Consider the following 21,960-nt stretch of genomic DNA (forward strand, 5'->3'; position numbering starts at 1 on the left):
GCACTACCCGGGGCGCGTGGCTTCGTAGCGCAGTAGGACCGTGCCACCCGGGAAGGTCCGATTTTCCAACAGCCGCAGCGAGATCCAGGACGGCAGGGTGGGAAAGAACGGGGTGCCGCCGCCCACCGCGGTGGGCGCCAGCACGATCCGGTATTCGTCCACCAGTCCGGCTTGCACGATCGGTGCCGCCAACGTCGCGCCGGCCACCTCCAAATTGCCGTCCGTTTCGGCCTTCAGCCTCCTCACCACGTCGACCGGGTCGCCGCGTTCCAGGCGGGAGTTCCAGTCGACCGACTCCAAAGTGCGCGAGAACACGACCTTGGGCATGTCGCGCCAGATGCGGGCGAAATCAACGATGATCGGGGTGGCGTCCGGGTCCTGGTCGGCGGTAGGCCAGTACGCGGACATCAGTTCGTAGAGGCGCCGGCCATAGAACGACAGGGCGGTCTCGCGCTCGAAGTCGTTCCAGTACTGGTGCAGTTCGTCGCTCGGCGCGCTCCAGTCGATGCTGCCCTGCGCGTCGGCGATGTAGCCGTCCACCGACACGTTGAAGCCATAGATGAGTTTGCCCATGCAGACCAGACTGCCCGTCGGTGCGTTGCTAGACGAGGGCGCTCGCGTCGAAGATCCAGGAGGTGTCGCCTCCGGCGAGGTTCTCGAAGTGGTTGGGCGGCGCGAAGGCGACCAGGCTGTTGAAGTCCCAATAGTCCTTCCAGACAGTGATTTTGCCGTCCAGCACCTTATGCACGGTGACGAACCGCAGCACGCCCGTTTCCCCGGTCTGGAACGTCCAGGTCTCCGAATGCTCGTAGATGACGTCGGAGTCGTTCGACACCAGAACACCATCGTGGTTCTCGTACGCCGCAAGCGGCTCGAGCCCGATCTTCAACCGGGTCACGATGTCGTCGGGACCGCGAGCGGCCAGTGCCGGGACCGGCATGTCGACGTAGAGGCAGTCATCCGATAGAAATGACTTGACCGCGTCCCAGTCCCGTCGCGAAAGTGCCTGCCACAGCCCAATTACCAGATCTGCGGGCGCGGACGTCGAAACCTCTGTCATGCCGTCAATAAACCCTGCCCGCAGGCAGGTGTCAACCGGCGCATACTCGCCGCGGGAGGCACAGTGACCGGATTGCAACGCTACATTGCCGAAGAAATCGCAACCGACCACGTCGAGGGCCTGCTGAGCAGACGCGAAGCGCTGCGGCGGCTGGCGCTGCTCGGCATCGGCGGCACGGCAGGCGCGGCGTTGATCGCCGCCTGCGCGCACCGGCAGGATCAGAACGCGGCCAGCACGGTTTCCCCAGCGCCCACGACGAGCTCGGCCGCCGAGCAGCCACCCGGGATGGCCCGCGCGCTGCCCACCTCGCCGGTCACCTGGCCGGGCCCGCTGGGCGAGCTGCGGGGCGCATGGGCGCGGGCGGCCACCTCCAAGGGCGCAGTGCTGGTGATCCACGAGAACAAGGGCCTCACCGACTGGGTGCGGTCGGTGGCCGGACGCCTTGCCGGGGCCGGTCACTCCGCCCTGGCCATCGACCTGTTGTCGGAGCGCGGCGGAACCGGCACGTTCACCGACCCCGCGCAGGCCACGTCGGCGCTGGCCGGCATCGCCCCCGAACAGTTCATCAACGATCTGAACTCCGGTCTCGACCAACTACGGCGCTTGGTCCCGGGCGAGAAGATCGCCGTGGTGGGTTTCTGTTTCGGCGGGGGACTGGTGTGGCAACTGCTGGCCTCCGCAGCGCCGGCGGTATCGGCCGCGGTTCCCTGGTACGGGCCCCTGCCCGACCACGCCGACTTCGCCAAAGCCCAGGCCGCCGTGCTCGGCATCTATGGTGCTCGGGATGCCCGGGTGACCGGGTCTGAGCCCGCCGCCCGGGCGGCGCTCGAGCGGGCCGGCCTGGTCCACGACACAATCATCGAACCGGACGCCGATCACGCCTTCTTCAACGACACCGGCCCGCGCTACAACGCGGTGGCGTCCGCCGACGCCTGGCAACGCATGCTGGACTGGTTCGGCCGTCATCTGGGCTGAACCGCGCTCAGGACTGTGCGCTGACCGGGCCGAGATCCGCCGTCGATCGGGCCGGCCCCAGTGTCACCGGCAGCGTCGACCAGCCGCGCAGCACCCGGGTGGTTCGACGGGTGCCGCCGCCCACGGCGCGCGCGTCGGGGAAGCGGTCGAAGAAGGTGCGCAGCCCGACTTCACCCTCGGCGCGGGCGAGGGCGGCGCCCAGGCAGAAGTGCCGGCCGGTCGAGAACGACAGGTGCTTTCCGGCATTGGGACGTTCGATGTCGAAGCGGTGCGGGTCGCTGAACACCGCAGGGTCGCGGTTGGCGGCGGCCAGATAGATCACCACCACCTCGCCACGCTTGACGGGCACCCCGGCCACCTCGACGTCGTTGCCGGCCACCCGGGCGGTGAGCTGCACCGGCGAGTCGAACCGCAGGATCTCCTCAACCGCGTTCGGCCACAATTCCGGACGGGCCCGCAGTGTCTCGAGCTGTTCGGGATGGTCCAGCAACAGCCGAATCCCGTTGCCCAGCAAGTTGACTGTGGTTTCAAAGCCGGCGACAAGCACCAGACCGGCGACCGCCTGCAGTTCCGTCTCGTCGAGGTAGCTGTCGCTGTCACCGCCCTCGGCGGTCTGGATCAACTGACTCATCAGGTCATCGCCCGGGGCGCGCCGCAATTGGCGCAGATGCTCGACGAGCCAGGTGTTGAATCCCGCCACGCCGCGTTGCACCCGTTGGTACTGCTGCCAGGGGAGTCCGACATCCAGGCTGGGGGCGGCCAGTTCGCCGAATTCCAGCACCCGGCGCCGGTCATATTCCGGCACCCCGAGAATCTCGCTGATGACGGTGATCGGAAGCTGCGAACAGTACCGCCCGACGATGTCGACGGCGCCGGGCCGCTCGGTGAGTTGGTCGAGCAGGCCGACGGCCGTCTGCTCGACCCGGTCGCGTAACGCGCTGACGGCCCGCGAGGTGAAGACCGCGGAGACCGTCTTGCGGTAGCGGGTGTGGTCGGGCGGCTCGACCGCCAGCAACGACGGTGGCCGCATCGGATGCAGACGATCGTCACGGGTACGCCGCTCCAACCAGCGCAGCGGCGCCGGCAGATTGTCGCCGAACGCAATGACGTGAAAGTCGTCCGAGCGCAACAGATCATGCGCCAGGCGGTGGTCGACGGCCATGTAGTTCGCCCGGTTGCGCACCAGCGGACCGTGCCGCTGCACCTCGTCGTAGAAGGGCACCGGGTGCTCACCCAGAGTCGGGTCGGCGATCAGGCGGGCTTGCAGGTCGCCTCGCCGGATCCCGACCGTGGCGATCCCGCGGATCACCCCGTGCATGGCGAACCAGTGCAGTCTGTCCTTCACCGTCAGCACTCGGCGCTGATCTTGAAGTCTGTCGTCACGACCTTGTTGGGGTTGCTGGTGGCAATGCCCTGGGCGCTGCCCGTAATGGTGTAGCCGTTCTTCGACAAGTCGACGCGCGCGTCCCCGACCCCGCCCTCGTAATAGCTACCGGTGAATCCGCCCATGTTGCGGATCTTGACGAACTGCGGCAGCACGCGATCCCCGCTCATCAGCACCACCGCCTGCAGCTGGCCGTCCCGGTCCCGGATGTCGATGGTGCGGTACGACTCGATCTGACTGCATGACGGCGGGCGGGTGGTGAGCGCGTTGCCGTCGATGGTCACCTTTGCGGCATGGCGCGGCACGGTCTGGCTGCCGCCGCATCCCGATACGGCGCCGGCGACGGCCACCGCGATTGCTGTCACTGCGACCAACCGGTTTTGCACCAGCCACCTCCGTCTCGGCCCCGCTGCGGTATGCAGGAAAACATTATGGCTGTTTCGGGTTCATCCTGGGCAACGCCTTGATGATGCCTTTACGAACGAACTCGGGGCTGACCCCTTTGAGGCGGTCGATCCAGCGGATGCTGCCGGGGACATACCAGTGCAGCCGGGTGGGATGGTGATAGGCCCGCCACGCCACCTCGGCGACGCTGGACGCCGGCATCAGCCGGAACATGCCGCGCTTGGGGGCCGCCGCCCGCAACTCCTCGGGCGACATCGTGGCCGGAGCACCGGCTGAGCCTGTGCCCGAGTGTTGCGGCGTCGAGGTGAGGATGGCGGTGTCGATCAGGCCGGGCAGCACGTCGGCGACCCGCACACCGTGCCGTTCCCACTCGACGCTCAGTGCCTCGGTGAGCCCTTTGACCGCGTGTTTGGTCGCCGAATAGACCGCGATGCGGGGCATCCCGTAGGTGCCCGAGGACGACGACGTGGAGAACATCAGGCTGCCCGGCGACTTCTTCAGGTAGGGCAGCGAACCGTATGCACCGGCCACCACCGCTTTGAAGTTCACGTCGATGACCCGCATCGCGGCCTCGTAGGGCACGTCCTCGAACCAGCCGCCCTCGCCGATGCCGGCGTTGTTCCACATCATGTCCAGGCCGCCGCCGGCATTACCGGCGCAGAAGTCCGCCAGCGCCGCATCCAGTGCCGCCTTGTCCGTCACGTCGACGACCCGGGTCCACAGTCCCGCGCCCAGTTCCACGCAGAGTGCGGCCAGGCCGTCGTCGGCGCGGTCCACGGCGCCGACTCGCCAGCCCTTGCTGTGGAACAGCTTCACGCCCTCGCGGCCCATACCGCTGCCGGCGCCGGTGATGAATATGGTCTTCTGCGATTTGATGTCAGCCGCCCCTCAACCCGCTTCGACCACGTCTTTGATGCGGTTCAGCGTCTTTGTCATGTCCCTGATGTTGCGCCGCCTCCGGAGGAATCCTCCGAACACCAGATAGACGTTATTCAACGGGGAAGGGGCCAGGCGAAAGGACTCGGTCACATCGGTGGACTGCCCGTCCGGCCCGGCCGGCGTCAATCGGTAGTGCCAGTTGTTCACCACCCGGTCGCCGAGCAGTACAGCAAACCCGAACTCGCGGCCGGGCTCGCACGCCGTCACCTCACAGGTGGTCCAGTAGACCGGGCCGATCTCGTTGCGCCGGACGTGCCCACGGAAGCGCGCGCCCAACGCCGGCCCGGTCGCGCCGTCCAGCCACTCGGCCTCAAATGTCTCCGGCGAGAAGCGCCCGGTATTTCGAATATCGGCAATCAATTCCCAGATTTTGTCCGCCGGCGCCGCCATATGAACCGTTGCTGAACCCTCCATAGGAGAATCCAAACACGCCGGCTGTAACGAAACCACCCCGGCCGCCGATATTCACTGTTTGGGCACGAACATCCCGATGATCTGAGTCAGGGTCTGCTGCAGCTGCTGACCGGGTTGCGGCACCTGCGCGATGCCCGGCGCCATGCCGCCCGCCTTGGAGCACTTCGGCCAGGCCCCGGGTCCCTGGCCCGCCAGCACCCGGTTGGCGACGGCGATTTGTTGCTGCTTAGAGGCCTTTGCCGGGTTCCCGACGCCGCCGTACTCCTCCCAGGTGGCCTGTTTGAACTGCAGTCCGCCGTAGGCGCCGTTACCGGTGTTGGCGGCCCAGTTACCCCCGGACTCGCACTGTGCGACGGCGTCCCAGTTCATGGAGTCCGCGTCGGCGACGCCCGTGGAAAACGACATACCCACCGCTACGAAACCGGCGGTCATAACCGACTTGATGAGGGGCTTTGTGATGTGCGTCATGACCGGCATTTCGCCGGCTGTAGTCAAAGCGTTACCGACTAGAGGAAATTATGAGACCCGTTGTCTATCACTTTGAGATTGGTGCAAACCTTGCTCAGCGGGGCATTTCAAGCCGCCGATTGACCCTGGCAGTAGGACCGGGTGGCGGCGTTCAGCGCTCGTTGATAGAGGTCGTCGAACCGGCGGGCACGGATCACCACAGTCCGGGCCTCGTCCAGCCGGAACCCGCACGACGGCGAGCGCAGCAAACTCCAATTAAGCGATGCCTGAGACAAAATCTTAGTGTTGAGGGTGTCGATCTGCGCCCGCGATGCCGACAGGTCCTGCGGCGGTGGGGGTGCGCCGGCGGTGTCGAGCTTCCATTGCGCGAATCTGCTGTACTCGATGGCTTCGGTGGCGCCGACCTGGTCGCGGAAGATCGTGGCTACGTAATCCGGGTAGTCGGGGTCGATTTGGAGCGCTTCGGCGTCGGCTCGCAGTGTTGCGAGTTCCTGCTCGACGCGGGCCGGATCCTCAATGGGAGTGTGCGTACTCCACTTGTAGGCCGCTACCGGCTCGGCGATTTGTAGTCGCTCGGCCACCGCGTCGATCAGAACGGTCAACGCGGCGTCGGCCCGTGCCTGCGGCGCGAGGACGAGCACGGTGATCAGCGCAGCGACAAAGCAGGCCTTAGCCACTGTGCGCGGGGACCGTAGCGATTGCGTCGATCACGGCCGCGGGGCTGTCCAGGGACACGAAGGTTCTCGCCCCGGGCACCTCGATCATCGTCGAGTTGGCGAACAGGGTGGCCATCTGCCGGCCCAGCGCCGGCTTGAAGCACCGGTCACGCAGGCCCCATACCAGCGTGACGGGCTTGGTGAAGCGCGAGAACCGGGTGGACACGTCGACCAGATCGGTGGCCGCGACGTGGCGCAGCAACTCGGCAAGGTCGCCCGCGATGCGCGGATCGTCGCGACAGGGCGCAAGCCAGGATTTGGTCAATTCGGCATCGGGATCGCTGAGCAGCAGACCGAACCCTAGCGGTGAGTGGCGCAACTTGGACCAACTCATGGTGGCGAACAGCGTCTTGATCGATTTCGGGCCGCGCAACACCGCAAAAACGACATTGAACGGGAATGGCGGAAACTTGTCGAAGGCGTCGCAGTTGGTGAGCACCAACCGACCGATCCGGTCGGGATATTCGTCGATGACGAACTGACACAACGCCCCGCCCGTGTCATTACCCACCAGCGTCACCTCGGAAAGATCGAGGCTCACCAGGAATTCGTTGATCATTGCGGCGATTCCGCGGGGGGAGAGATCTGCTCCGTCATTGGCCGGAATGGTGTGCGCGCCCAACGGCCAGGTCGGCAAGAAGCACCGATAGCCCAGCCTCGCCAGGCCGTCCGCGACGCGGTCCCAGAGTCTTTCGTCGGCCAGAATGCCGTGTACGAACAGCACCGGCGGGTGCGGCGATTTCTCCGGACCCACCACTCGGTAGGCAATGGTTGCTTGCGTGAGTGTGGCCTGCGGCATCGCGGTTATCCTTCGAAAAGTAACTTACAAACTCTCAGTACGTAAGTTACGTACAGAGTGCATGAAAGTCAATGTTGATGGAGGACAGGGCCATCCGCTATTTTCCGCGAGACCCGGACTGGCTGCGGACGAACGCGGCCCGGGCATTGCTGGCGGCCGCGCTGGGGATACCGCTGGTCATGGGCGCAATCTTCGTGTCGGTGGATCGGCTCCATGCCACGCCGGCCGACGCCCTCTCGCGCGCCGACAACGTCTCCGACGAGCAGAGCCGAGCCCAGGCGGTTGGTGCGGCCGGCCGGGTTGTCGATGTCGCGGGCCTGCGCCCGACAACGGCCGGCTACCTGTTGATGTCGTGCGGGGGCCACGAGGACCCGCCGTATCAGGGGGCGATTCATCTGACCTTCGCGCTGCCCACCGAGCAGCGCGCCGACACCTACTTCCAGACGGTCGCCGCGGCCCTGCGGTCCGACGGCTGGATCGAGGGATTACCGCCCGGCGGCCATGCGTATGGCTCCACCCTGTCCAAAGACGGTGTCACGGTGATTCTGTACCGGCACGACGACAACCCGGGCCTGGGCGTGCTGCGCCTCTACGGCGAGTGCCGGAACACGAACGACCACCGCAACGATGCGACGGGGTGGGTCGATGTCACCAGTCAGGTCGGCTTGGGGCGGTGAGGCCCACGAAAAGCACTACTGCGCTTGACGGCGGTTGCCGTCAAGCGCAGTAGTTGTAGTGCTGGTGCGGGTTAGCCTCAGCGAGCGCCCAGTGCGCCCTGCAGGTCACCCTTCATGGCGACCAGCTGTGCGCCCCAGTACTCCCAGCTGTGCGTACCGTCGCTCTGGAAGTTGAACACCGCGTTGTGGCCACCGGCCGCGTTGTAGGCGTCCTGGAACTTCAGGTTGCTGCTGCGGACGAAGTTCTCCAGGAACTCGGCCGGCAGGTTGGCGCCACCCAGTTCGGAGGGCTTGCCGTTGCCGCAGTACACCCACAAGCGGGTGTTGTTGGCGACCAGCGTCCCGATTTGCAGGGTGGGGTCGTTGCGCTGCCACGCCGGGTCACTCGAGGGGCCCCACATGTCGGAGGCCTTGTAGCCACCGGCGTCACCCATGGCCAAGCCGATCAGCGACGGCCCCATGCCCTGGGAGGGGTCCAGCAGCGCCGACAGCGAGCCGGCGTAGATGAACTGAGCGGGGTGGTAGGCGGCCAGGATCATCGCCGACGAGCCGGCCATCGAGATACCGACGGCGGCGCTGCCGGTCGGCTTGACGCTCTTGTTGGCCTGCAAGTAGGAGGGCAGCTCGCTGGTCAGGAAGGTCTCCCACTTGTAAGTGGAGCAGCCGGCCTTACCACAGGCGGGGTTGTACCAGTCGCTGTAGAAGCTGGACTGACCGCCGACGGGCATCACGACCGAGAGGCCGGACTGGTAGTACCACTCGAAGGCCGGGGTGTTGATGTCCCAACCGTTGTAGTCGTCCTGGGCACGCAGGCCGTCGAGCAGGTACACCGCAGGAGAGTTGTCGCCACCGCTCTGGAACTGCACCTTGATGCTGCGCCCCATCGCCGCGGACGGCACCTGCAGGTACTCGACTGGCAGACCCGGCCGGGAGAAAGCTCCCGCAGTCGGTGCGCCCCCGGCAAGTCCGATCAGGCCCGGCAGGGCCGCAGCCGCAGCTGCACCGACCAGGAGTCGGCGACCCCAGGCCCGTATCTTCCCGCTCACCACTGTCATAACCTGTGCCCCTTTTTCCTTATGTCTCTTGCTCCGGCCAGAACTTACCGTGTGAATAGGCCAAATGTCGATTCGGACGCAAACACATTTCAGTTCGATATCGGTTAACTTCGTGAGCCCAGCAACTGTGTTACCGCGTCCCCGCCGGTTGACCGCATCCGTTATAGCGCGGCGCTGACACGCGCAAACGCGACACACGCCGCGGCGTTATACACGCGTTATCCAGTTGGAATGAGGCGGAGTCGGGGCGGGGAGCAAAACCCTATTGAGTTTGGCTAACCATTTTGACCGGCGGCACTCCGGTGACAGCGGCCCGGCGAGCAACTCAGACCATTATTTCCGCGGGCGTCAGATTTATCTTTGGCCACGTCTCGGTTACTTGAGAGTCACCTGCCGGTTTCCAGACCGGCGCAGCCGAACGGCCGGCGACCGCGTAGGCTCGCTCGGAGCAAGCCGACTTACGACACGCTATCCCCGAGCCGTTTCGGCACTCCCGCGTCCCGCACCTGCCCCTTGGTGCGATTGGCATCGCGCAGAGTGCGACGGGCCCGGGAGACGATTGAGGTGCGGGATTTGGATACGGTACTTGGGCTGTCGGTCACACCGGCCGCCGTCGGGTGGATCCTCGCTGAGGGACACAGCGCCGAAGGCGCGATCCTGGACCACCACGAATTGCATCTGCAGGACGGCGCCGAGGGCGGCCGGCACGTCGGCCAGGGTGTGCGTGTCGTACACACCGCCGAGCAGGTGGCCGCCGAAGTGCTCCGGGCGCGGGATGTGGCGCTCGCCGGGGACCGCCGGCTGCGCGTGATCGGCGTGACGTGGAGCGACGAGGCATCCGCCCAGGCCGCGCTGCTGTTGGAGGCGCTGACCGACGCCGGCTTCGACAATGTCGTACCCGTGCGTCTGCTCGATGCGGTCGAGACGCTCGCCGAGGCCGTCGCGCCGGTGATCGGCTACCAGCAGACCGCGGTGTGCATCCTCGAGCGTGAATGGGCGACGGTGGTCATGGTCGACACCCATGACGGGCAGACGCAGACGGCGGTCAAGCACGTTCGCGGCGGGTACGACGGTCTGACGTCCTGGCTGACCGGGATGTTCGACCGCAGTTCCTGGCGGCCGGGCGGGGTGGTCGTGGTCGGTTCCGAAGGAGACGTCAACGATTTCTCCTGGCAGCTGGAAAAGGTCCTGCCGGTTCCGGTGTTCGCCCAGACGATGGCGCAGGTAACCGTGGCGCGCGGAGCTGCGCTGGCCGCGGCCCGCCGCACCGAGTTCACCGATACCGAACTGATCGCCGATCACGTTGCGCCGGTCTCCGCCGCCCCGACGCGGTCCCGGCAGTACGCCGGGGCGGCGACGACGTTGGCCGCGGCCGCAGTGACCTTCGTGGCGTCGGTGTCCCTGGCGGTGGGCATCCAATTGGCTCCCGGCAAGGATGCGCACCCTGCTCATCCCGTGGTGCACAAGTCGACGCCGCCGATAGCCGAGGCCGAAGCGCCGCGACCGGTTCCGCCGGCCGCGGTTCCGGCGGCCCCGTCGCCGGCACCGCCGCAACAAGAACCCGTGCGGTTGACCGCCGGTGAACAGGTCGACGAATCCGGACCGGGCGAGCAACCGGGCGGCGCGGTGCCCGAACCGGCGCCCGGCGACGGACCGCTGCGTTTGAGCAGAGTGCTCGAGCACATTCCCGGCACGTACACCGAGCCCGGCCGCCCGCCCGAGTAACCGTCAGCCGCCCTTGCTGCGACTGGCCGAGAAGGCCACCGTCACCTCGTCGGCGACGTGCAGGGACCCGAGCAGCATCGAGTAGGGCTTGACGCCGAAATCGGTCTGCCGAACCGTCGATTCGGTTGCCAGCAGCCAGCTATCCCCGCGATCGTCCACGCGCAGGTCGACAGCGTGTGCACGGGCCTTGCCCCTGATGTCCAGCGTGCCGTCCAGCCGGTAGCCGTCCACGGTCTTCTCGATGTCTTCGGCGCTGAACCGGATCTCGGGAAATCGGCCGGCGGACAGCGACTTCAGCGCGTTCGAGCGCGCCAGCGCCTGCTCCGGGCCGGACAGGCCCTTGACGCCACCGTCACCGCGCAGCACCTGCAGCGAATCCACGTGCACGATCAACTCTGCCGAATCGGGTTCGTCCGCAGCCCAATTGACAGTTGCCTGCCAGCGGGTCATGGCCAGGGTGAGCCGATGGCCCATCCGCGCGGCCCGGCCCGCCACTCCGGTGCGGACGGTCAATTCGCCGTCGTCGACGCCCAGCGTCCACGAGTCGGTCACCGTTGCGGTGGTCAGACCGTCAGAACGGTGCGGTAGTGCGCACGTCCTTGCTCCAACGTGGCGTAGCCCTCGGCGGCCCGCTCCAGAGGCAGCTCCTCGACCCACGCCCGCACGCCGGAGAGGACCGCGAATTGCATTGTCTCCTCGACGTCCTTGGCCGTTCCGGACGGATGACCGATCACGCTGAGCCCGGGAATGATCAATTGAACGGGGCTGATCGGCAGCGGCTCGGGGGTGACCCCGATGGTGACGAGCTCACCTTGGGGGAGTAGCCCGCCGACCGTGTCGGCCATGGCCTTGGAGTTGCCCGCGGTGGCGAGGACGACGGACGCGCCGCCCAGGGTGCGCAGCGCTTCGGATACGTCGACGCTGGTGGAGTCGATGTAGTGATGCGCGCCCAACTTCTTGGCGTCCTCGGCCTTTCCGGCGCCGCGAGCGATCGCTATGGTCTCGAAACCCATTGCCCGGGACCACTGGACGCCGAGGTGACCGAGACCGCCGACGCCGAGCACCGCGACCCGGTCACCGGGTAGCGCCCTGGTGTGCCGCAAGGCGTTGTAGGTGGTGACACCGGCGCACCCCATCGGGGCCGCTTCGACATCGGTCAGTCCGGCGGGGATCCGGGCCAGCGCGGTGGCGGGCACCGTCACGGATTCGGCGTAGCCGCCGGGATACTGCCAGCTGGGCACCTGCGCGTTCGCGCAGTGAATGAGGATGCCCTTCCGGCACGGATCGCAGTGGTTGCAGTTGCCGCCGAACCAGCCGACGGCGACCCGGTCACCGACCGCGAACTCTTCGACGTCTTTACCGAGTTCGGCTATGGTGCCGGCGATTTCGTGCCCGAGGGTCAGCGGCCAGGTCATATCCGGGAATCCGCCGTTGACGAAATGCGCGTCGGTACCGCAGATTCCGCAAGCGGTGACCGAGATGCGCACCTCGCCGCGTCCTGGTGGGCGCGTTTCCACCTCGGTGAGCTCCAGCGGTGCGCCCTCCGACGCCACCTGCACAGCCTTATGGGTAGCCATGTGTTTCCTTTTGAGTTGTGAACGGTTGAGGTGTGAGTGTCAGTGGGACACAGGGCATTTGTCGCCCGGAGCGGTCCCCGAGGTGTGGTAGTCGACCTGCCAGTGCTTGATGCCGTTGAGCCAACCGGAGCGCAGCCGCTCGGGCTTGCCCACCGACTCCAGGTCGGGCATTGCGTCGGCGATCGCGTTGAACATCAGGTCGATCGTCATCCGGGCCAGGTTCGCCCCGATACAGTAGTGCGCGCCGGTCCCGCCGAATCCGACATGCGGATTGGGGTCGCGCTTGATGTTGAAAGTGAACGGGTCGTCGAACACGTCCTCGTCGAAGTTGGCTGAGCGATAGACCATTACCACCCGCTGGCCCTTCTTGATCTGCACGCCGGAGAGCTCGTAATCCTCGAGCGCGGTGCGCTGGAACGAGGTGACGGGGGTGGCCCACCGGACGATCTCGTCCGCGGTGGTGACCGGCCGCTCCCGCTTGTACAGCTCCCACTGGTCGGGGAAATCGGTGAAGGCCATCATGCCCTGGGTGATCGAGTTGCGGGTCGTCTCGTTGCCGGCGACCGCCAGCAGGATGACGAAGAACCCGAACTCGTCGTCAGACAGCTTGTGACCGTCGACGTCGGCTTCGATCAGCTTGGTGACAATGTCTTCACCCGGGTTCTGCGCCCGGTCGGCCGCCATCTGCATCGCGTACATGATCAGTTCGACCGAGGCGGCAATGGCGTCGTTGGTAGCGAACTCGGGGTCCTGGTCGCCGACCATCTGATTGGACCAGTGGAACAACTTCATCCGGTCCTCCTGCGGCACCCCCAGCAGGCCGGCGATCGCCTGCAACGGCAGCTCGCAGGAGACCTGTTCGACGAAGTCGCCGGAACCCTGCGCGGCGGCGTTGGCCACGATCCGCTTCGCGCGCTCGTTGAGGTCGTCGCGCAGTCGCTCGACGGCCCGCGGGGTGAAGCCCCGGGAGATGATCTTGCGCAACCGGGTGTGGTGCGGCGCGTCCTGGTTCAGCAGGACGAACTTGCCGCGCTCGATCTGCTCGCCGACGGTGCCGTCCTTATATCGGGGCAAAGCCGTCTTGGCCAGACTGGAGAAGACGTCGCTGCGCCGGGAGATCTCCTTGACGTCCTTGTGTTTGGTCACCACCCAGAAGCCGCCGTCGTCGAAACCGCCGACCCCGAGCGGTTGCTCGTTCCACCAGATCGGCGCGGTGCGGCGCAGTTCGGCCAGCTCCTCAACGGGCAGCCGCTCGGCATGCACGTCCGGATCGGTGAAATCGAACCCCGGCGGCAGGTTCGGCTTGGCTTGCGGTTCGGCTGGCATCGTCGACAAGGCCCACTCCTCGTACACCGTGGTCTAGTTGTTGTCCCGTGCCAATAATCCATTGCTACAGCACGGTTGGGAAGCTCTGAGCGAAAAGAGGCCGAAGCCCAACTAGAACACGTTCCACGACGGCGGGGACGGGAGCCGATCCGGGTCTGCCGATCTGCCCTTGTGACCCCTGCAGCAATCGTTATGCTTCTCATCAACCATCGTCGGTGCCATGAAGGAGTGCCACATGATTCGCGAATTGCTCACCACCGCTGCGATCGCGGGCTCGGCGATAGTTCTGGCGCCTGTGGCGAGTGCCGACAACGGCCGCTGGGAAGGCGATGTGCCCGGGATGAACTATGACGCCTCGCTGGGTGCGCCGTGCGACAACTACGAGCGCTTCATCTTCGGGCGCGGCCCCAGCGGCCAGGCCGAGGCCTGCCACTTCCCGCCGCCCAACCAGTTCCCGGCCGCCGAGACCGGGTACTGGGTGATCTCCTACCCGTTGCGTGGCGTCCAGCAGATCGGCGCGCCGTGCCCCGGCCCGCGTGTCGCCGCGCAGTCGCCGGCCGGGCTGCCGATGCTGTGCCTGGGAGCGCAAGGGTGGCAGGAAGGTTGGTTCACCGGAGCAGGGTTCTTCCCACCCGAGCCGTGACCGATTACCCGGTTCCGCGCTGGCTACGATTCGTCCTTGCGTCCGATCGGGCCGGCTCGGCGTGGTACATAGGCGCCGGCTTCTTCTTCGCGCCGGTGTTGGCCGTGCTCTCGCCCTGGCCGGCGGTGACCACCGCGCTGTGGTGGCTGATCGGGCTGGCCGGACTTTGGCTCGGCCTGCTCGGGATCGCCATGGCCGTGGGCTTGGCCCGAGTGCTGTTGTCGGGCAAGGAAATTCCCGAAGAGTACTGGCGCACCCTGGTCGACTACTGACAACTCACGACCCGGTCTAGAGTCATTACAACCGTCCGTCAACGAATAGGAGACACCCGTGGGCTTCGATCCCAAAGATGCCGTGGACGCCGTTCGCGACATCGCGACCAATGCCGTCGAGAAGGCCTCCGACATCGTCGAGCACGCCAGCGACATCATCCGTGGTGACATCGCCGGCGGCGCCAGCGGCATCGTTCAGAATTCCATCGAAATCGGTACCCACGCGGTGGACCGGGTCAAGGAAGTCTTCACCGGCAAAGAGGACGATCTCGACTGATCGTCAGACCGCGGCAGCCTCGTTGAGCTCGTCGAGCCTGCTGGTCGCCTCCAGGTACTCCTGGACCCAGCGTTCGATCACGGTCGAGGTCTTCTCCACCTTCTGGAACTGACCGACCACCTGCCCGACCGGGTTGAACGCCACGTCGACGGACTCGTTGGGATACCTGTTGGTGGCGCGCACCGCCATGCCGGACACCATGTACTGCAGCGGCATGCCGAGCGGCTTCGGGTTGTCCGGCTGCTCCCAGGCTTCGGTCCAGTCGTTGCGCAGCATCCGGGCCGGTTTGCCGGTGAAGGAGCGGCTGCGGACGGTGTCGCGGCTGCCTGCCTTGATGTAGGCGGCCTGCTGCACCGGGGTGTTCGAGGATTCCTCGACCATCAGCCACTGCGAACCGGTCCACGCGCCCTGGCAGCCGAGCGCCAGCGCCGCCGCGATCTGCTGGCCGCTGCCGATGCCACCGGCGCCGAGCACCGGGATCGGGGCGACCTCCTTGACGACCTGCGGCCACAGCACGATGGAACCCACCTCGCCGCAGTGTCCGCCGGCCTCGCCGCCTTGGGCGATGATGATGTCGACGCCGGCGTCGGCGTGCTTGCGCGCCTGCGACGGCGACCCGCACAGCGCGGCGACCTTGAGCCCGGCGTCATGGATGTGCTTGATCATGTCCGCGGGCGGCGTGCCGAGCGCGTTCGCGATCATCTTGACCTTCGGGTGCTTGAGCGCCACCTCGACCTGCGGGGTGGCCGTTGCCTCGGTCCAGCCGAGCAACTGCAGGGTGTCGCCGTCGCTGTCTTCGACCGGTACGCCGTGGTCGGCCAGGATCTTCTTGCCGAAGTCCAGGTGTTCCTGCGGCACCATCTTGCGCAGGGTCTCGGCCAGTTCCTCGGCGGACAGGTGCGAGTCCATGCCCTCGTATTTGTTCGGGATGACGATGTCCACGCCGTAGGGGTGGTCACCGATGTTCTCGTCGATCCACTTCAGCTCGATCTCGAGCTGCTCGGGGGTGAAGCCGACGGCACCCAGCACGCCGAAGCCGCCGGCCTTGCTGACCGCGACGACGACGTCGCGACAGTGGGTGAAAGCAAAGATCGGAAACTCGATACCGAGTTCGTCGCATAGGGCGGTGTGCATGCCAGCTCCTCGGGCGTTCGCCAAATTGAAACGTGTTCTAGTTTAGTACGGACGCCGACCGCGTGGCCAGTGAGGTCGAATGTGTCGCGACTAATACCCGTCAGAGAGGCCGTCGAGAACCACGCCGTGCACCGACCACAGCACCGTAAACGCAAGCAAACACCCGAAGCAGATCAGGTGGTCGCGGCAGACGACGCGAGCCAGCCGGCTCTGGCCTACCGCAGTGTCCCGCCGCTTTCCGAGCCGCACCGCGCTCGGGACGGTATGGAACATCGCCAGCGCCACCGGCACGCCGGCCAGCGCGGCGGAAGTCAGCAGTAGCCAGGCCGGTCCACCGCCGTTCAGCGCGTGAATTACCAACGCGCTCAGCAGGATCAGCATGACCAGCGCGATGAGTCTGCCCATCGGGCGTGAGGTGGTGGTGGCCCGGTGATAGTAGGCGGCGATGGACGCCAGTACGGGCTCGGGCAGTTCGCCACCGTCCGGACCGGCCCGGAACACCTGGACATCGAAGATCAGGTCCATCCACAGCACAGCCAGCAGGAAGCCCCCGCAGGCCGCAAGCAGCGGTGCCATAGCCGCACTCCTCAGGTCTGCGCTGTCACTTCCGTTCCCACTCTGCCGCCGACCGCGCACTTCTAGAACGGGTTCCAGCACCGCTCGCCGGTGGTGGCCGGTCCGTTACGTCTTTTTTCGCTTCAATCTCGCATTGCAGTTGGGGCAGACGAAGGACGTCTCGTGCACCGACACGCTGTGCACGTGCTGGCAGGCGTGACACCGGACTTTGGTCTTCTTCTCAGCGGGCACGTCGGCGGGCACCTCGGTGGGAGTCTCGGCGGGCGCTTCGGCAGATACCTCAGTGGGCACGTCGGCGGGGTCCGGTTCCGCGGCGTGCTCCTCGGCCGGCTGCGGCGCCGTCGCCCGGTCCTCCCGAGCCTCGTCGCGCCGGAACAGATAGATGCCCACCACTTCGTCGGTGGCGACCCAGTCGGCGTGCTCGAGGCGCCATCCGGCCTGCTCGATGAGACCGAGGGTTGCCCCGACGTCCGCGGCGTGCGGCAGCTGGATCTGGAAGAACTCCTCGCCGCGGTCGAAAGCCTTGATGGCGCGCCGCTGCGGGGATTCGCGCGGCGGTTGCTTCGCCGGGCCGGCCGCGCCGCTGCGCGGGCCGGTCGCCTTCTGGCCGAACAGACCCATGGACCGGAACTTACGCCGGGGATTCGCGGAGTCTTGATCGGGGTGCGACACCGCGGGTAGCGTAGGGCTGCCAATTACGAAACCTGCAGTAGCGTAATTGCAGCCACCCGAAAGGAATCGCCCTCGATGCGCAGCCGGTACGCCGGGCAACCCTTCACGACCCCGACATCGGAGATCGCCGCCGCGCTGGAGGAGGTCAGCATCCCGACGTTGCTGCTGTCGTTGGTGCACATCACCGGTGACCCGCGGTTCATCCGCGATTACAAGCAACTGGGTGTGTTCCTGAACGAGGTGCAGGGTTTCATGTCCGAGGAGGACAAGGCCCGGGCCCGGGCCGAAGCACTTACCGTGATCACCGACTACCGCGACCGCGGATGCCCCGAGCCCGCACCTCTGAGCGCCGAGTTGATCAGGGAGATGCTGGACTGGACGGCCTGCGAGCGCGTGCCCGATGACTACCTGCCGTTGGCCCTCGAGGAGATGGACCTCGAGGGTGTCGACCCCCGTCGTCCGGTGGCACTGTCGCCGGAGAGCACGGCGGACCTTTCCGTCCTCGTCGTCGGATGCGGCGAATCCGGCATCCTGGCGGGTCTGCGGCTCAAGCAGGCCAACATTCCGTTCACCATCGTCGAGAAGAACGCGGGGCCCGGCGGAACCTGGTGGGAGAACAGGTATCCCGGCGCCCGCGTGGACGTCGCCAACCACTTCTACTGCTACAGCTTCGAACCCAACAACGACTGGACGCACTTCTTTGCCGAACAGCCCGAGTTGCAGCGGTACTTCACCTCGGTGCTGGCCAACCATGATCTGACCCAGCACGTCCGGTGGAGCACCGAGGTGCTCTCTGCCGAATGGCAGGACGGCCATTGGGCGGTCGCACTGCGCGGACCCGAAGGCCACACCAGCACGGTGCGGGCCAGAGCGGTCATCACCGCGGTCGGCCAGCTGAACCGGCCGTACCTGCCCGACTTCGACGGCGCCGACACCTTCGAAGGGCCGTCGTTCCACTCCGCGGCCTGGGACCACTCCGTCGACTTGACCGGCAAACGGGTCGCTTTGGTCGGCGCCGGCGCGAGCGGGTTTCAGATTGCGCCCGCGATCGCTGCCGGCGTCGAGCGTTTGACGGTGTTCCAACGCACCGCGCAGTGGATGTTCCCGAACCCGATGTATCACGACGAGGTCGGCGACGGCGTGCGCTGGGCGATGCGGCATCTGCCGTTCTACGGCCGGTGGTACCGGTTCCTGTTGTTGTGGCCGGGCGCCGACAAGGGACTCGACGCCGCTCGAAGCGATCCCGACTACGCCGACCAGGATTACGCGGTCAGCGACATCAACGCCGCCGCCCGGATGATGTTCAGCCACTGGATCACCAGCCAGGTCGGCGAGGACGACGAGTTGCTGAGCAAGGTGATGCCCGACTATCCGGCCACCGGGAAACGCACACTGCAGGACAACGGAAGCTGGCTGCAGACACTGCAACGCGACAACGTCGAACTGGTCCGCACTCCGATCCAGCGCATCACGCCGCGCGGCATCGTCACCGAGGACGGCGTGCAACACGAGGCCGACGTCATCGTCTACGCCACCGGTTTCCGCCACACCGACGTGCTGTGGCCATTGAAGATCCTCGGCCGCAACGGAATTGACCTGCACCAAGTGTGGGGGAGCCGACCGCACGCCCATCTGGGCATCACCGTTCCCGGCTTCCCCAACCTGTTCATCATCTACGGGCCGGGGACCCACCTGGCCCATGGCGGCAGCCTGATCTTCCAATCCGAATTGCAGATGCGTTACGTCAACCTGTGCCTGCAGCGGATGGCCGAGGAGCGGATCGCTGAGCTCGAGCCCACACCGGAGGCCACCGCCGCATGGCACCGGCGCACGCAGACCGAGATCAAGAAGATGGTCTGGTCACATCCCGCGGTCAAGCACTCCTACTTCAAGAACGCCGACGGCGAGATCCACACGGTCAGCCCATGGCGTCTCAACGAGTACTGGGCCGCGGTGCGTACACCGGACTGGTCCGATTTCATTGTGCGACAGGAGAAGTGAGCTATATGCGGACAGTTGTCGTCGACGGGCCCAGCAGCATCCGGGTGGACAAGCGTCCGGATCCCGGCCTCACCGGTCCGGACGGTGTGATCGTCGCGGTCCGCGCCGCCGGCATCTGCGGGTCCGATCTGCACTTCTACGAGGGTGACTACCCGATGGCCGAGCCGGTGGCTCTGGGTCACGAGGCGATCGGCACCGTGGTCGAGGCCGGGTCGGAGGTGCGCACCGTCAAGGTGGGCGACGAGGTGTTGGTGTCGTCGGTCGCCGGCTGCGGCACGTGTCCAGGCTGCGCCACCAACGACCCGGTCATGTGCCATTCGGGCCTGACGATCTTCGGCGGCGGGGTGCTGCCCGGCGCCCAGACCGACCTGCTGGCGGTGCACGCCGCCGACTTCCAGGTGCGCAAGATCCCGGAGGGCATCAGCACCGAGCAGGCGCTACTGCTCACCGACAACCTGGCCACCGGCTGGGCGGCGGCGCAGCGCGCCGACATCCCGTACGGCGGCACGGTCGCGGTGATCGGCCTGGGGGCGGTGGGGCTGTGCGCCCTGCGTAGTGCTTTCCTGCAAGGTGCCGCAACGGTTTTCGCCGTGGACCGCGTCGAGGGGCGGTTGCGGCGCGCGGCCGACTGGGGTGCGACGCCGGTGCCCTCGCCGGCCACCGAAGCGGTGCTGGCCGCGACTGGCGGCCGGGGTGCGGACGCGGTGATCGACGCCGTCGGCACCGACGCCTCCATGACCGACGCACTGTCGGCGGTGCGACCCGGCGGCACGGTATCCGTCGTCGGCGTGCATGATCTGCAACCGTTCCCGTTTCCCGCCCTGATGACCCTCATCCGCAGCATCACGCTGCGGATGACCACGGCACCCGTGCAGCGCACCTGGGCGGAATTGATCCCGCTGCTGCAGTCTGGACGACTGGACGTCGACGGCATCTTCACCACTACGCTGCCGCTCGACGACGCGGCCAAGGCGTATGCAACCGCCGCGGCCCGGTCCGGTGACGACGTGAAAATCCTGCTCACGCCGTAGTGGTCGGCTGTGGCAGCATGGCCCCATGCGCTGTGCGGCAATACAGCTCGAGGCCGTGCCGGCCGATGTCGACGCGAACCTGGCCATCGTCGAGCGTCTCACGGAGGAGGCGGTCGCCGCGGGCGCCGAAACGATCGCGCTGCCGGAGTTCTTCACCACCGGAATCGGTTTCTGGCCGGAACTCGCCGACGCCGCGCAGCCGCCCGACGGGAAGGCCACCGAACTTCTCCTTGGACTCGCGCGGCGACACGGTGTGATGATCGGCGGCTCGTTGCTGATCCGGGATACCGACGGAGACGTCCGCAACGCGTACCTGCTCGTCACGCCGGAGGGGTTGGCCGGTCGCCACGACAAGGACCTGCCGACGATGTGGGAGAACGCGTTCTACGTCGGCGGTGATGACGACGGGGTGATCGAGACCGGTGAGATCACGGTGGGCGCGGCGGTGTGCTGGGAACTGATGCGCGGGCAGACCGCGCGCCGGCTGCGTGGCCGCGTTGACCTGGCGATGACCGGATCGGGGTGGTGGTCGATTCCGGACTGGTGGCCGCAAGGCGGCTTTCGCCGCTTGGAGGCGCGCAACGCGGCGACCGCGCGCAAAGCCGCCGCATCGTTCGCCGGTTACATCGGGGCGCCCGTCCTGCACGCTGCGCACGCGGGCTCGTTACAGTGCCGGATGCCTTGGCTACCAATGAGTTACGCGGGTCGCTTCGAGGGCGGCACGTTGATCGTCGCGGCCGACGGCACCGTGCTGGGCTGCCGCGACGGAGCCGACGGCGAGGGCATCGTCGTCGCCGAGGTCGAGGTCGGGCGGCGCACTCCGCGGGCCGAGGTGCCCGCCGGCTTCTGGCTGCATCGACGCGGCGCGCTGCCCGCCGCAGTGTGGCACTACCAGCGGCTACACGGCCGCCGGTACTACCGTCGCCACGTCAGCGGGTCGCGATGACGTATTGCGAGTGCATGAAGCTGTCGATTTTGATGTCCACCTCGGGTGGCGTCAGCCCGTAGCCGACCTGCAGGTCGAGTGTGTTGCGCACCGGCTCGACCGCCCATCCGTCCGCGACCAGCCAATCCGTCGGGTCGGTCGGGTTCTCGTATGTCAACGACGAGAAGTCGATATCGCCCGCCACGTTGACCCCGGGGTGCGATTCCTCCAGCTCGGCCAGCTGATCGTGGTCCAGCCGGGAACCCAGGGCGCCGATGGCGAGCCGGCTGCCCGGTGCGCTCAACTCGCCGATGCCGGCGAACAGCGCCTGGTGAGCTTTGCTGGTGAGGTAGGGCAGCAGGCCCTCCAACGACCACGCGCTCGGACTTTGCGGGTCGAAACCGGCCGCGACCAACGCCGCGGGCCAGTCGGTGCGCAGGTCGGCCGCCACCTCGCGGCGCTCCGCCTTGGGCCGCGCGCCGTGCTCGCCGAGCACCTGGGTCTTGAATTCCAGCACCTTGGGCAGATCGATCTCGAAAACGGTTGTCCCGGTGGGCCAATCGAGCCGGTATGCCCGGGAGTCCAGCCCGGCCGCGACGATCACCGCCTGCCGGATCCCGGCTTCGCACGCGGCGCCGAAGAACTCGTCGAAGAAGCGCGTTTGCACGCCGTAGAGCCGCGGAAAGGCGCTCTCGTGCTCGGAGGTTCCCGGATTGGCCAGCAGGCCGTTCAGATACGGGTCCGCCGACGCCTCGATGAACAGTTTCGCGTAGTCGTCCCGCACCAACGGTTGCTGACCGATGGCGTGCAACGCACGCCAGGCGGCCACGATCAGAGCGGTGTAGCCGACGCCGCTGACGATGTCCCACTGGTCGTCGTCGGAGCGAAGCGAACCGTATTCCGTCATAA

At 66.7% G+C, this 21,960-nt stretch carries 26 protein-coding genes; 9 read left to right on the plus strand and 17 right to left on the minus strand.

Going from position 1 to position 21,960, the window contains the following annotated elements; genetic code table 11:
• Nucleotides 1-3: 3 nt before the first annotated feature.
• Together A9X01_RS00895 and A9X01_RS00900 are read right to left on the minus strand one after the other, a co-directional pair.
• On the minus strand, nt 4-573 hold the full coding sequence (locus A9X01_RS00895) for a dihydrofolate reductase family protein (protein WP_065118866.1): 570 nt from the start codon (nt 571-573) through the stop codon (nt 4-6).
• A gap of 28 nt (nt 574-601) precedes the next feature.
• Nucleotides 602-1,060, minus strand: coding sequence for a nuclear transport factor 2 family protein (locus tag A9X01_RS00900; RefSeq protein WP_065118867.1), 459 nt, complete (start codon nt 1,058-1,060; stop codon nt 602-604).
• Between the two features lie 63 nt (nt 1,061-1,123).
• Here A9X01_RS00900 and A9X01_RS00905 point away from each other — a divergent pair, with 63 nt between their 5' ends.
• On the plus strand, nt 1,124-2,035 hold the full coding sequence (locus A9X01_RS00905; RefSeq protein WP_065118868.1) for a dienelactone hydrolase family protein: 912 nt from the start codon (nt 1,124-1,126) through the stop codon (nt 2,033-2,035).
• A gap of 7 nt (nt 2,036-2,042) precedes the next feature.
• Here A9X01_RS00905 and A9X01_RS00910 read toward each other — a convergent pair whose 3' ends face one another.
• The 7 genes from A9X01_RS00910 to A9X01_RS00940 form a co-directional block, all read right to left on the minus strand.
• Nucleotides 2,043-3,380 carry a cytochrome P450 gene (locus tag A9X01_RS00910; RefSeq protein ID WP_065118909.1) on the minus strand — a complete coding sequence of 446 codons (1,338 nt, stop codon included), beginning with the start codon at nt 3,378-3,380 and terminating at the stop codon, nt 2,043-2,045.
• 2 nt (nt 3,381-3,382) lie between these two features.
• The gene (locus A9X01_RS00915) at nt 3,383-3,805 is read right to left on the minus strand and encodes a lipoprotein LpqH (protein ID WP_065118869.1); all 423 of its coding nucleotides are present in this window, start codon (nt 3,803-3,805) and stop codon (nt 3,383-3,385) included.
• A 43-nt stretch (nt 3,806-3,848) separates the two neighbouring features.
• Nucleotides 3,849-4,700, minus strand: a complete 852-nt coding sequence (locus A9X01_RS00920; RefSeq protein ID WP_301336916.1) for an SDR family oxidoreductase — start codon at nt 4,698-4,700, stop codon at nt 3,849-3,851.
• Between the two features lie 12 nt (nt 4,701-4,712).
• Nucleotides 4,713-5,177, minus strand: coding sequence for an SRPBCC family protein (locus A9X01_RS00925; RefSeq protein WP_065118871.1), 465 nt, complete (start codon nt 5,175-5,177; stop codon nt 4,713-4,715).
• A gap of 51 nt (nt 5,178-5,228) precedes the next feature.
• Nucleotides 5,229-5,654, minus strand: a complete 426-nt coding sequence (locus A9X01_RS00930; protein WP_253848851.1) for a transglycosylase family protein — start codon at nt 5,652-5,654, stop codon at nt 5,229-5,231.
• A 98-nt stretch (nt 5,655-5,752) separates the two neighbouring features.
• On the minus strand, nt 5,753-6,322 hold the full coding sequence (locus tag A9X01_RS00935; RefSeq protein ID WP_065118872.1) for a chorismate mutase: 570 nt from the start codon (nt 6,320-6,322) through the stop codon (nt 5,753-5,755).
• Complete coding sequence (locus tag A9X01_RS00940) at nt 6,315-7,160, minus strand: alpha/beta fold hydrolase (protein WP_065118873.1); 846 nt, start codon at nt 7,158-7,160, stop codon at nt 6,315-6,317. The genes A9X01_RS00935 and A9X01_RS00940 overlap by 8 nt, the downstream gene beginning before the upstream one ends.
• A gap of 77 nt (nt 7,161-7,237) precedes the next feature.
• Here A9X01_RS00940 and A9X01_RS00945 point away from each other — a divergent pair, with 77 nt between their 5' ends.
• Nucleotides 7,238-7,837: a lipoprotein LppJ family protein gene (locus tag A9X01_RS00945; RefSeq protein WP_253848853.1), complete on the plus strand. Its 600-nt coding sequence runs from the start codon at nt 7,238-7,240 to the stop codon at nt 7,835-7,837.
• Nucleotides 7,838-7,914: 77 nt separating this feature from the next.
• Here the strand turns inward: A9X01_RS00945 and ag85B are convergent, their stop codons facing one another.
• The gene (ag85B, locus tag A9X01_RS00950; protein ID WP_065036362.1) at nt 7,915-8,892 is read right to left on the minus strand and encodes a diacylglycerol acyltransferase/mycolyltransferase Ag85B; all 978 of its coding nucleotides are present in this window, start codon (nt 8,890-8,892) and stop codon (nt 7,915-7,917) included.
• 573 nt (nt 8,893-9,465) lie between these two features.
• Between ag85B and A9X01_RS00955 the strand changes: the two genes are divergently transcribed.
• The gene (locus tag A9X01_RS00955; RefSeq protein WP_065118912.1) at nt 9,466-10,617 is read left to right on the plus strand and encodes a DUF7159 family protein; all 1,152 of its coding nucleotides are present in this window, start codon (nt 9,466-9,468) and stop codon (nt 10,615-10,617) included.
• A 3-nt stretch (nt 10,618-10,620) separates the two neighbouring features.
• Here A9X01_RS00955 and A9X01_RS00960 read toward each other — a convergent pair whose 3' ends face one another.
• From A9X01_RS00960 to A9X01_RS00970, 3 genes are read right to left on the minus strand one after another with little or no spacing between them, the layout of a single operon-like run.
• Nucleotides 10,621-11,169: a YceI family protein gene (locus tag A9X01_RS00960; RefSeq protein ID WP_065118874.1), complete on the minus strand. Its 549-nt coding sequence runs from the start codon at nt 11,167-11,169 to the stop codon at nt 10,621-10,623.
• Between the two features lie 11 nt (nt 11,170-11,180).
• Nucleotides 11,181-12,194 carry an alcohol dehydrogenase catalytic domain-containing protein gene (locus A9X01_RS00965; RefSeq protein ID WP_065118875.1) on the minus strand — a complete coding sequence of 338 codons (1,014 nt, stop codon included), beginning with the start codon at nt 12,192-12,194 and terminating at the stop codon, nt 11,181-11,183.
• Between the two features lie 39 nt (nt 12,195-12,233).
• Entirely contained in the window at nt 12,234-13,520 is a 1,287-nt protein-coding gene (locus tag A9X01_RS00970) for a cytochrome P450 (RefSeq protein WP_065118913.1), read from the minus strand.
• A gap of 235 nt (nt 13,521-13,755) precedes the next feature.
• On the opposite strand from A9X01_RS00970, the gene A9X01_RS00975 reads away from it, so the two are divergent.
• From A9X01_RS00975 to A9X01_RS00985, 3 genes are read left to right on the plus strand one after another with little or no spacing between them, the layout of a single operon-like run.
• Complete coding sequence (locus A9X01_RS00975) at nt 13,756-14,163, plus strand: hypothetical protein (RefSeq protein WP_065036365.1); 408 nt, start codon at nt 13,756-13,758, stop codon at nt 14,161-14,163.
• Nucleotides 14,160-14,435 (plus strand): hypothetical protein, encoded by a 276-nt coding sequence (locus A9X01_RS00980; protein WP_065036366.1) that lies wholly within the window; start codon nt 14,160-14,162, stop codon nt 14,433-14,435. The genes A9X01_RS00975 and A9X01_RS00980 overlap by 4 nt, the downstream gene beginning before the upstream one ends.
• A gap of 58 nt (nt 14,436-14,493) precedes the next feature.
• Nucleotides 14,494-14,712 (plus strand): Rv1893 family protein, encoded by a 219-nt coding sequence (locus tag A9X01_RS00985; protein ID WP_065118876.1) that lies wholly within the window; start codon nt 14,494-14,496, stop codon nt 14,710-14,712.
• Between the two features lie 3 nt (nt 14,713-14,715).
• Here A9X01_RS00985 and A9X01_RS00990 read toward each other — a convergent pair whose 3' ends face one another.
• The 3 genes from A9X01_RS00990 to A9X01_RS01000 all read right to left on the minus strand — a co-directional run bounded on the left by A9X01_RS00990 (nt 14,716) and on the right by A9X01_RS01000 (nt 17,094).
• Nucleotides 14,716-15,846 carry a nitronate monooxygenase gene (locus tag A9X01_RS00990; RefSeq protein ID WP_065036368.1) on the minus strand — a complete coding sequence of 377 codons (1,131 nt, stop codon included), beginning with the start codon at nt 15,844-15,846 and terminating at the stop codon, nt 14,716-14,718.
• A 90-nt stretch (nt 15,847-15,936) separates the two neighbouring features.
• Entirely contained in the window at nt 15,937-16,422 is a 486-nt protein-coding gene (locus tag A9X01_RS00995; RefSeq protein WP_065118877.1) for a hypothetical protein, read from the minus strand.
• A 105-nt stretch (nt 16,423-16,527) separates the two neighbouring features.
• Nucleotides 16,528-17,094 (minus strand): hypothetical protein, encoded by a 567-nt coding sequence (locus A9X01_RS01000; RefSeq protein ID WP_155771854.1) that lies wholly within the window; start codon nt 17,092-17,094, stop codon nt 16,528-16,530.
• 75 nt (nt 17,095-17,169) lie between these two features.
• Here A9X01_RS01000 and A9X01_RS01005 point away from each other — a divergent pair, with 75 nt between their 5' ends.
• From A9X01_RS01005 to A9X01_RS01015, 3 genes are read left to right on the plus strand one after another with little or no spacing between them, the layout of a single operon-like run.
• Complete coding sequence (locus tag A9X01_RS01005) at nt 17,170-19,095, plus strand: flavin-containing monooxygenase (protein ID WP_065118879.1); 1,926 nt, start codon at nt 17,170-17,172, stop codon at nt 19,093-19,095.
• 5 nt (nt 19,096-19,100) lie between these two features.
• Nucleotides 19,101-20,126, plus strand: coding sequence for a zinc-binding dehydrogenase (locus A9X01_RS01010; RefSeq protein WP_065118880.1), 1,026 nt, complete (start codon nt 19,101-19,103; stop codon nt 20,124-20,126).
• Nucleotides 20,127-20,151: 25 nt separating this feature from the next.
• Nucleotides 20,152-21,072, plus strand: coding sequence for a carbon-nitrogen hydrolase family protein (locus A9X01_RS01015; protein WP_065118881.1), 921 nt, complete (start codon nt 20,152-20,154; stop codon nt 21,070-21,072).
• Here the strand turns inward: A9X01_RS01015 and A9X01_RS01020 are convergent.
• Nucleotides 21,056-21,958: a class I SAM-dependent methyltransferase gene (locus tag A9X01_RS01020; RefSeq protein ID WP_065118882.1), complete on the minus strand. Its 903-nt coding sequence runs from the start codon at nt 21,956-21,958 to the stop codon at nt 21,056-21,058. The genes A9X01_RS01015 and A9X01_RS01020 overlap by 17 nt on opposite strands.
• Between the last annotated feature and the right edge of the window lie 2 nt (nt 21,959-21,960).

The sequence above is a fragment of the Mycobacterium asiaticum genome, assembly GCF_001668675.1.
In the GTDB taxonomy this organism is placed as follows: Bacteria; Actinomycetota; Actinomycetes; order Mycobacteriales; family Mycobacteriaceae; genus Mycobacterium; species Mycobacterium asiaticum_D.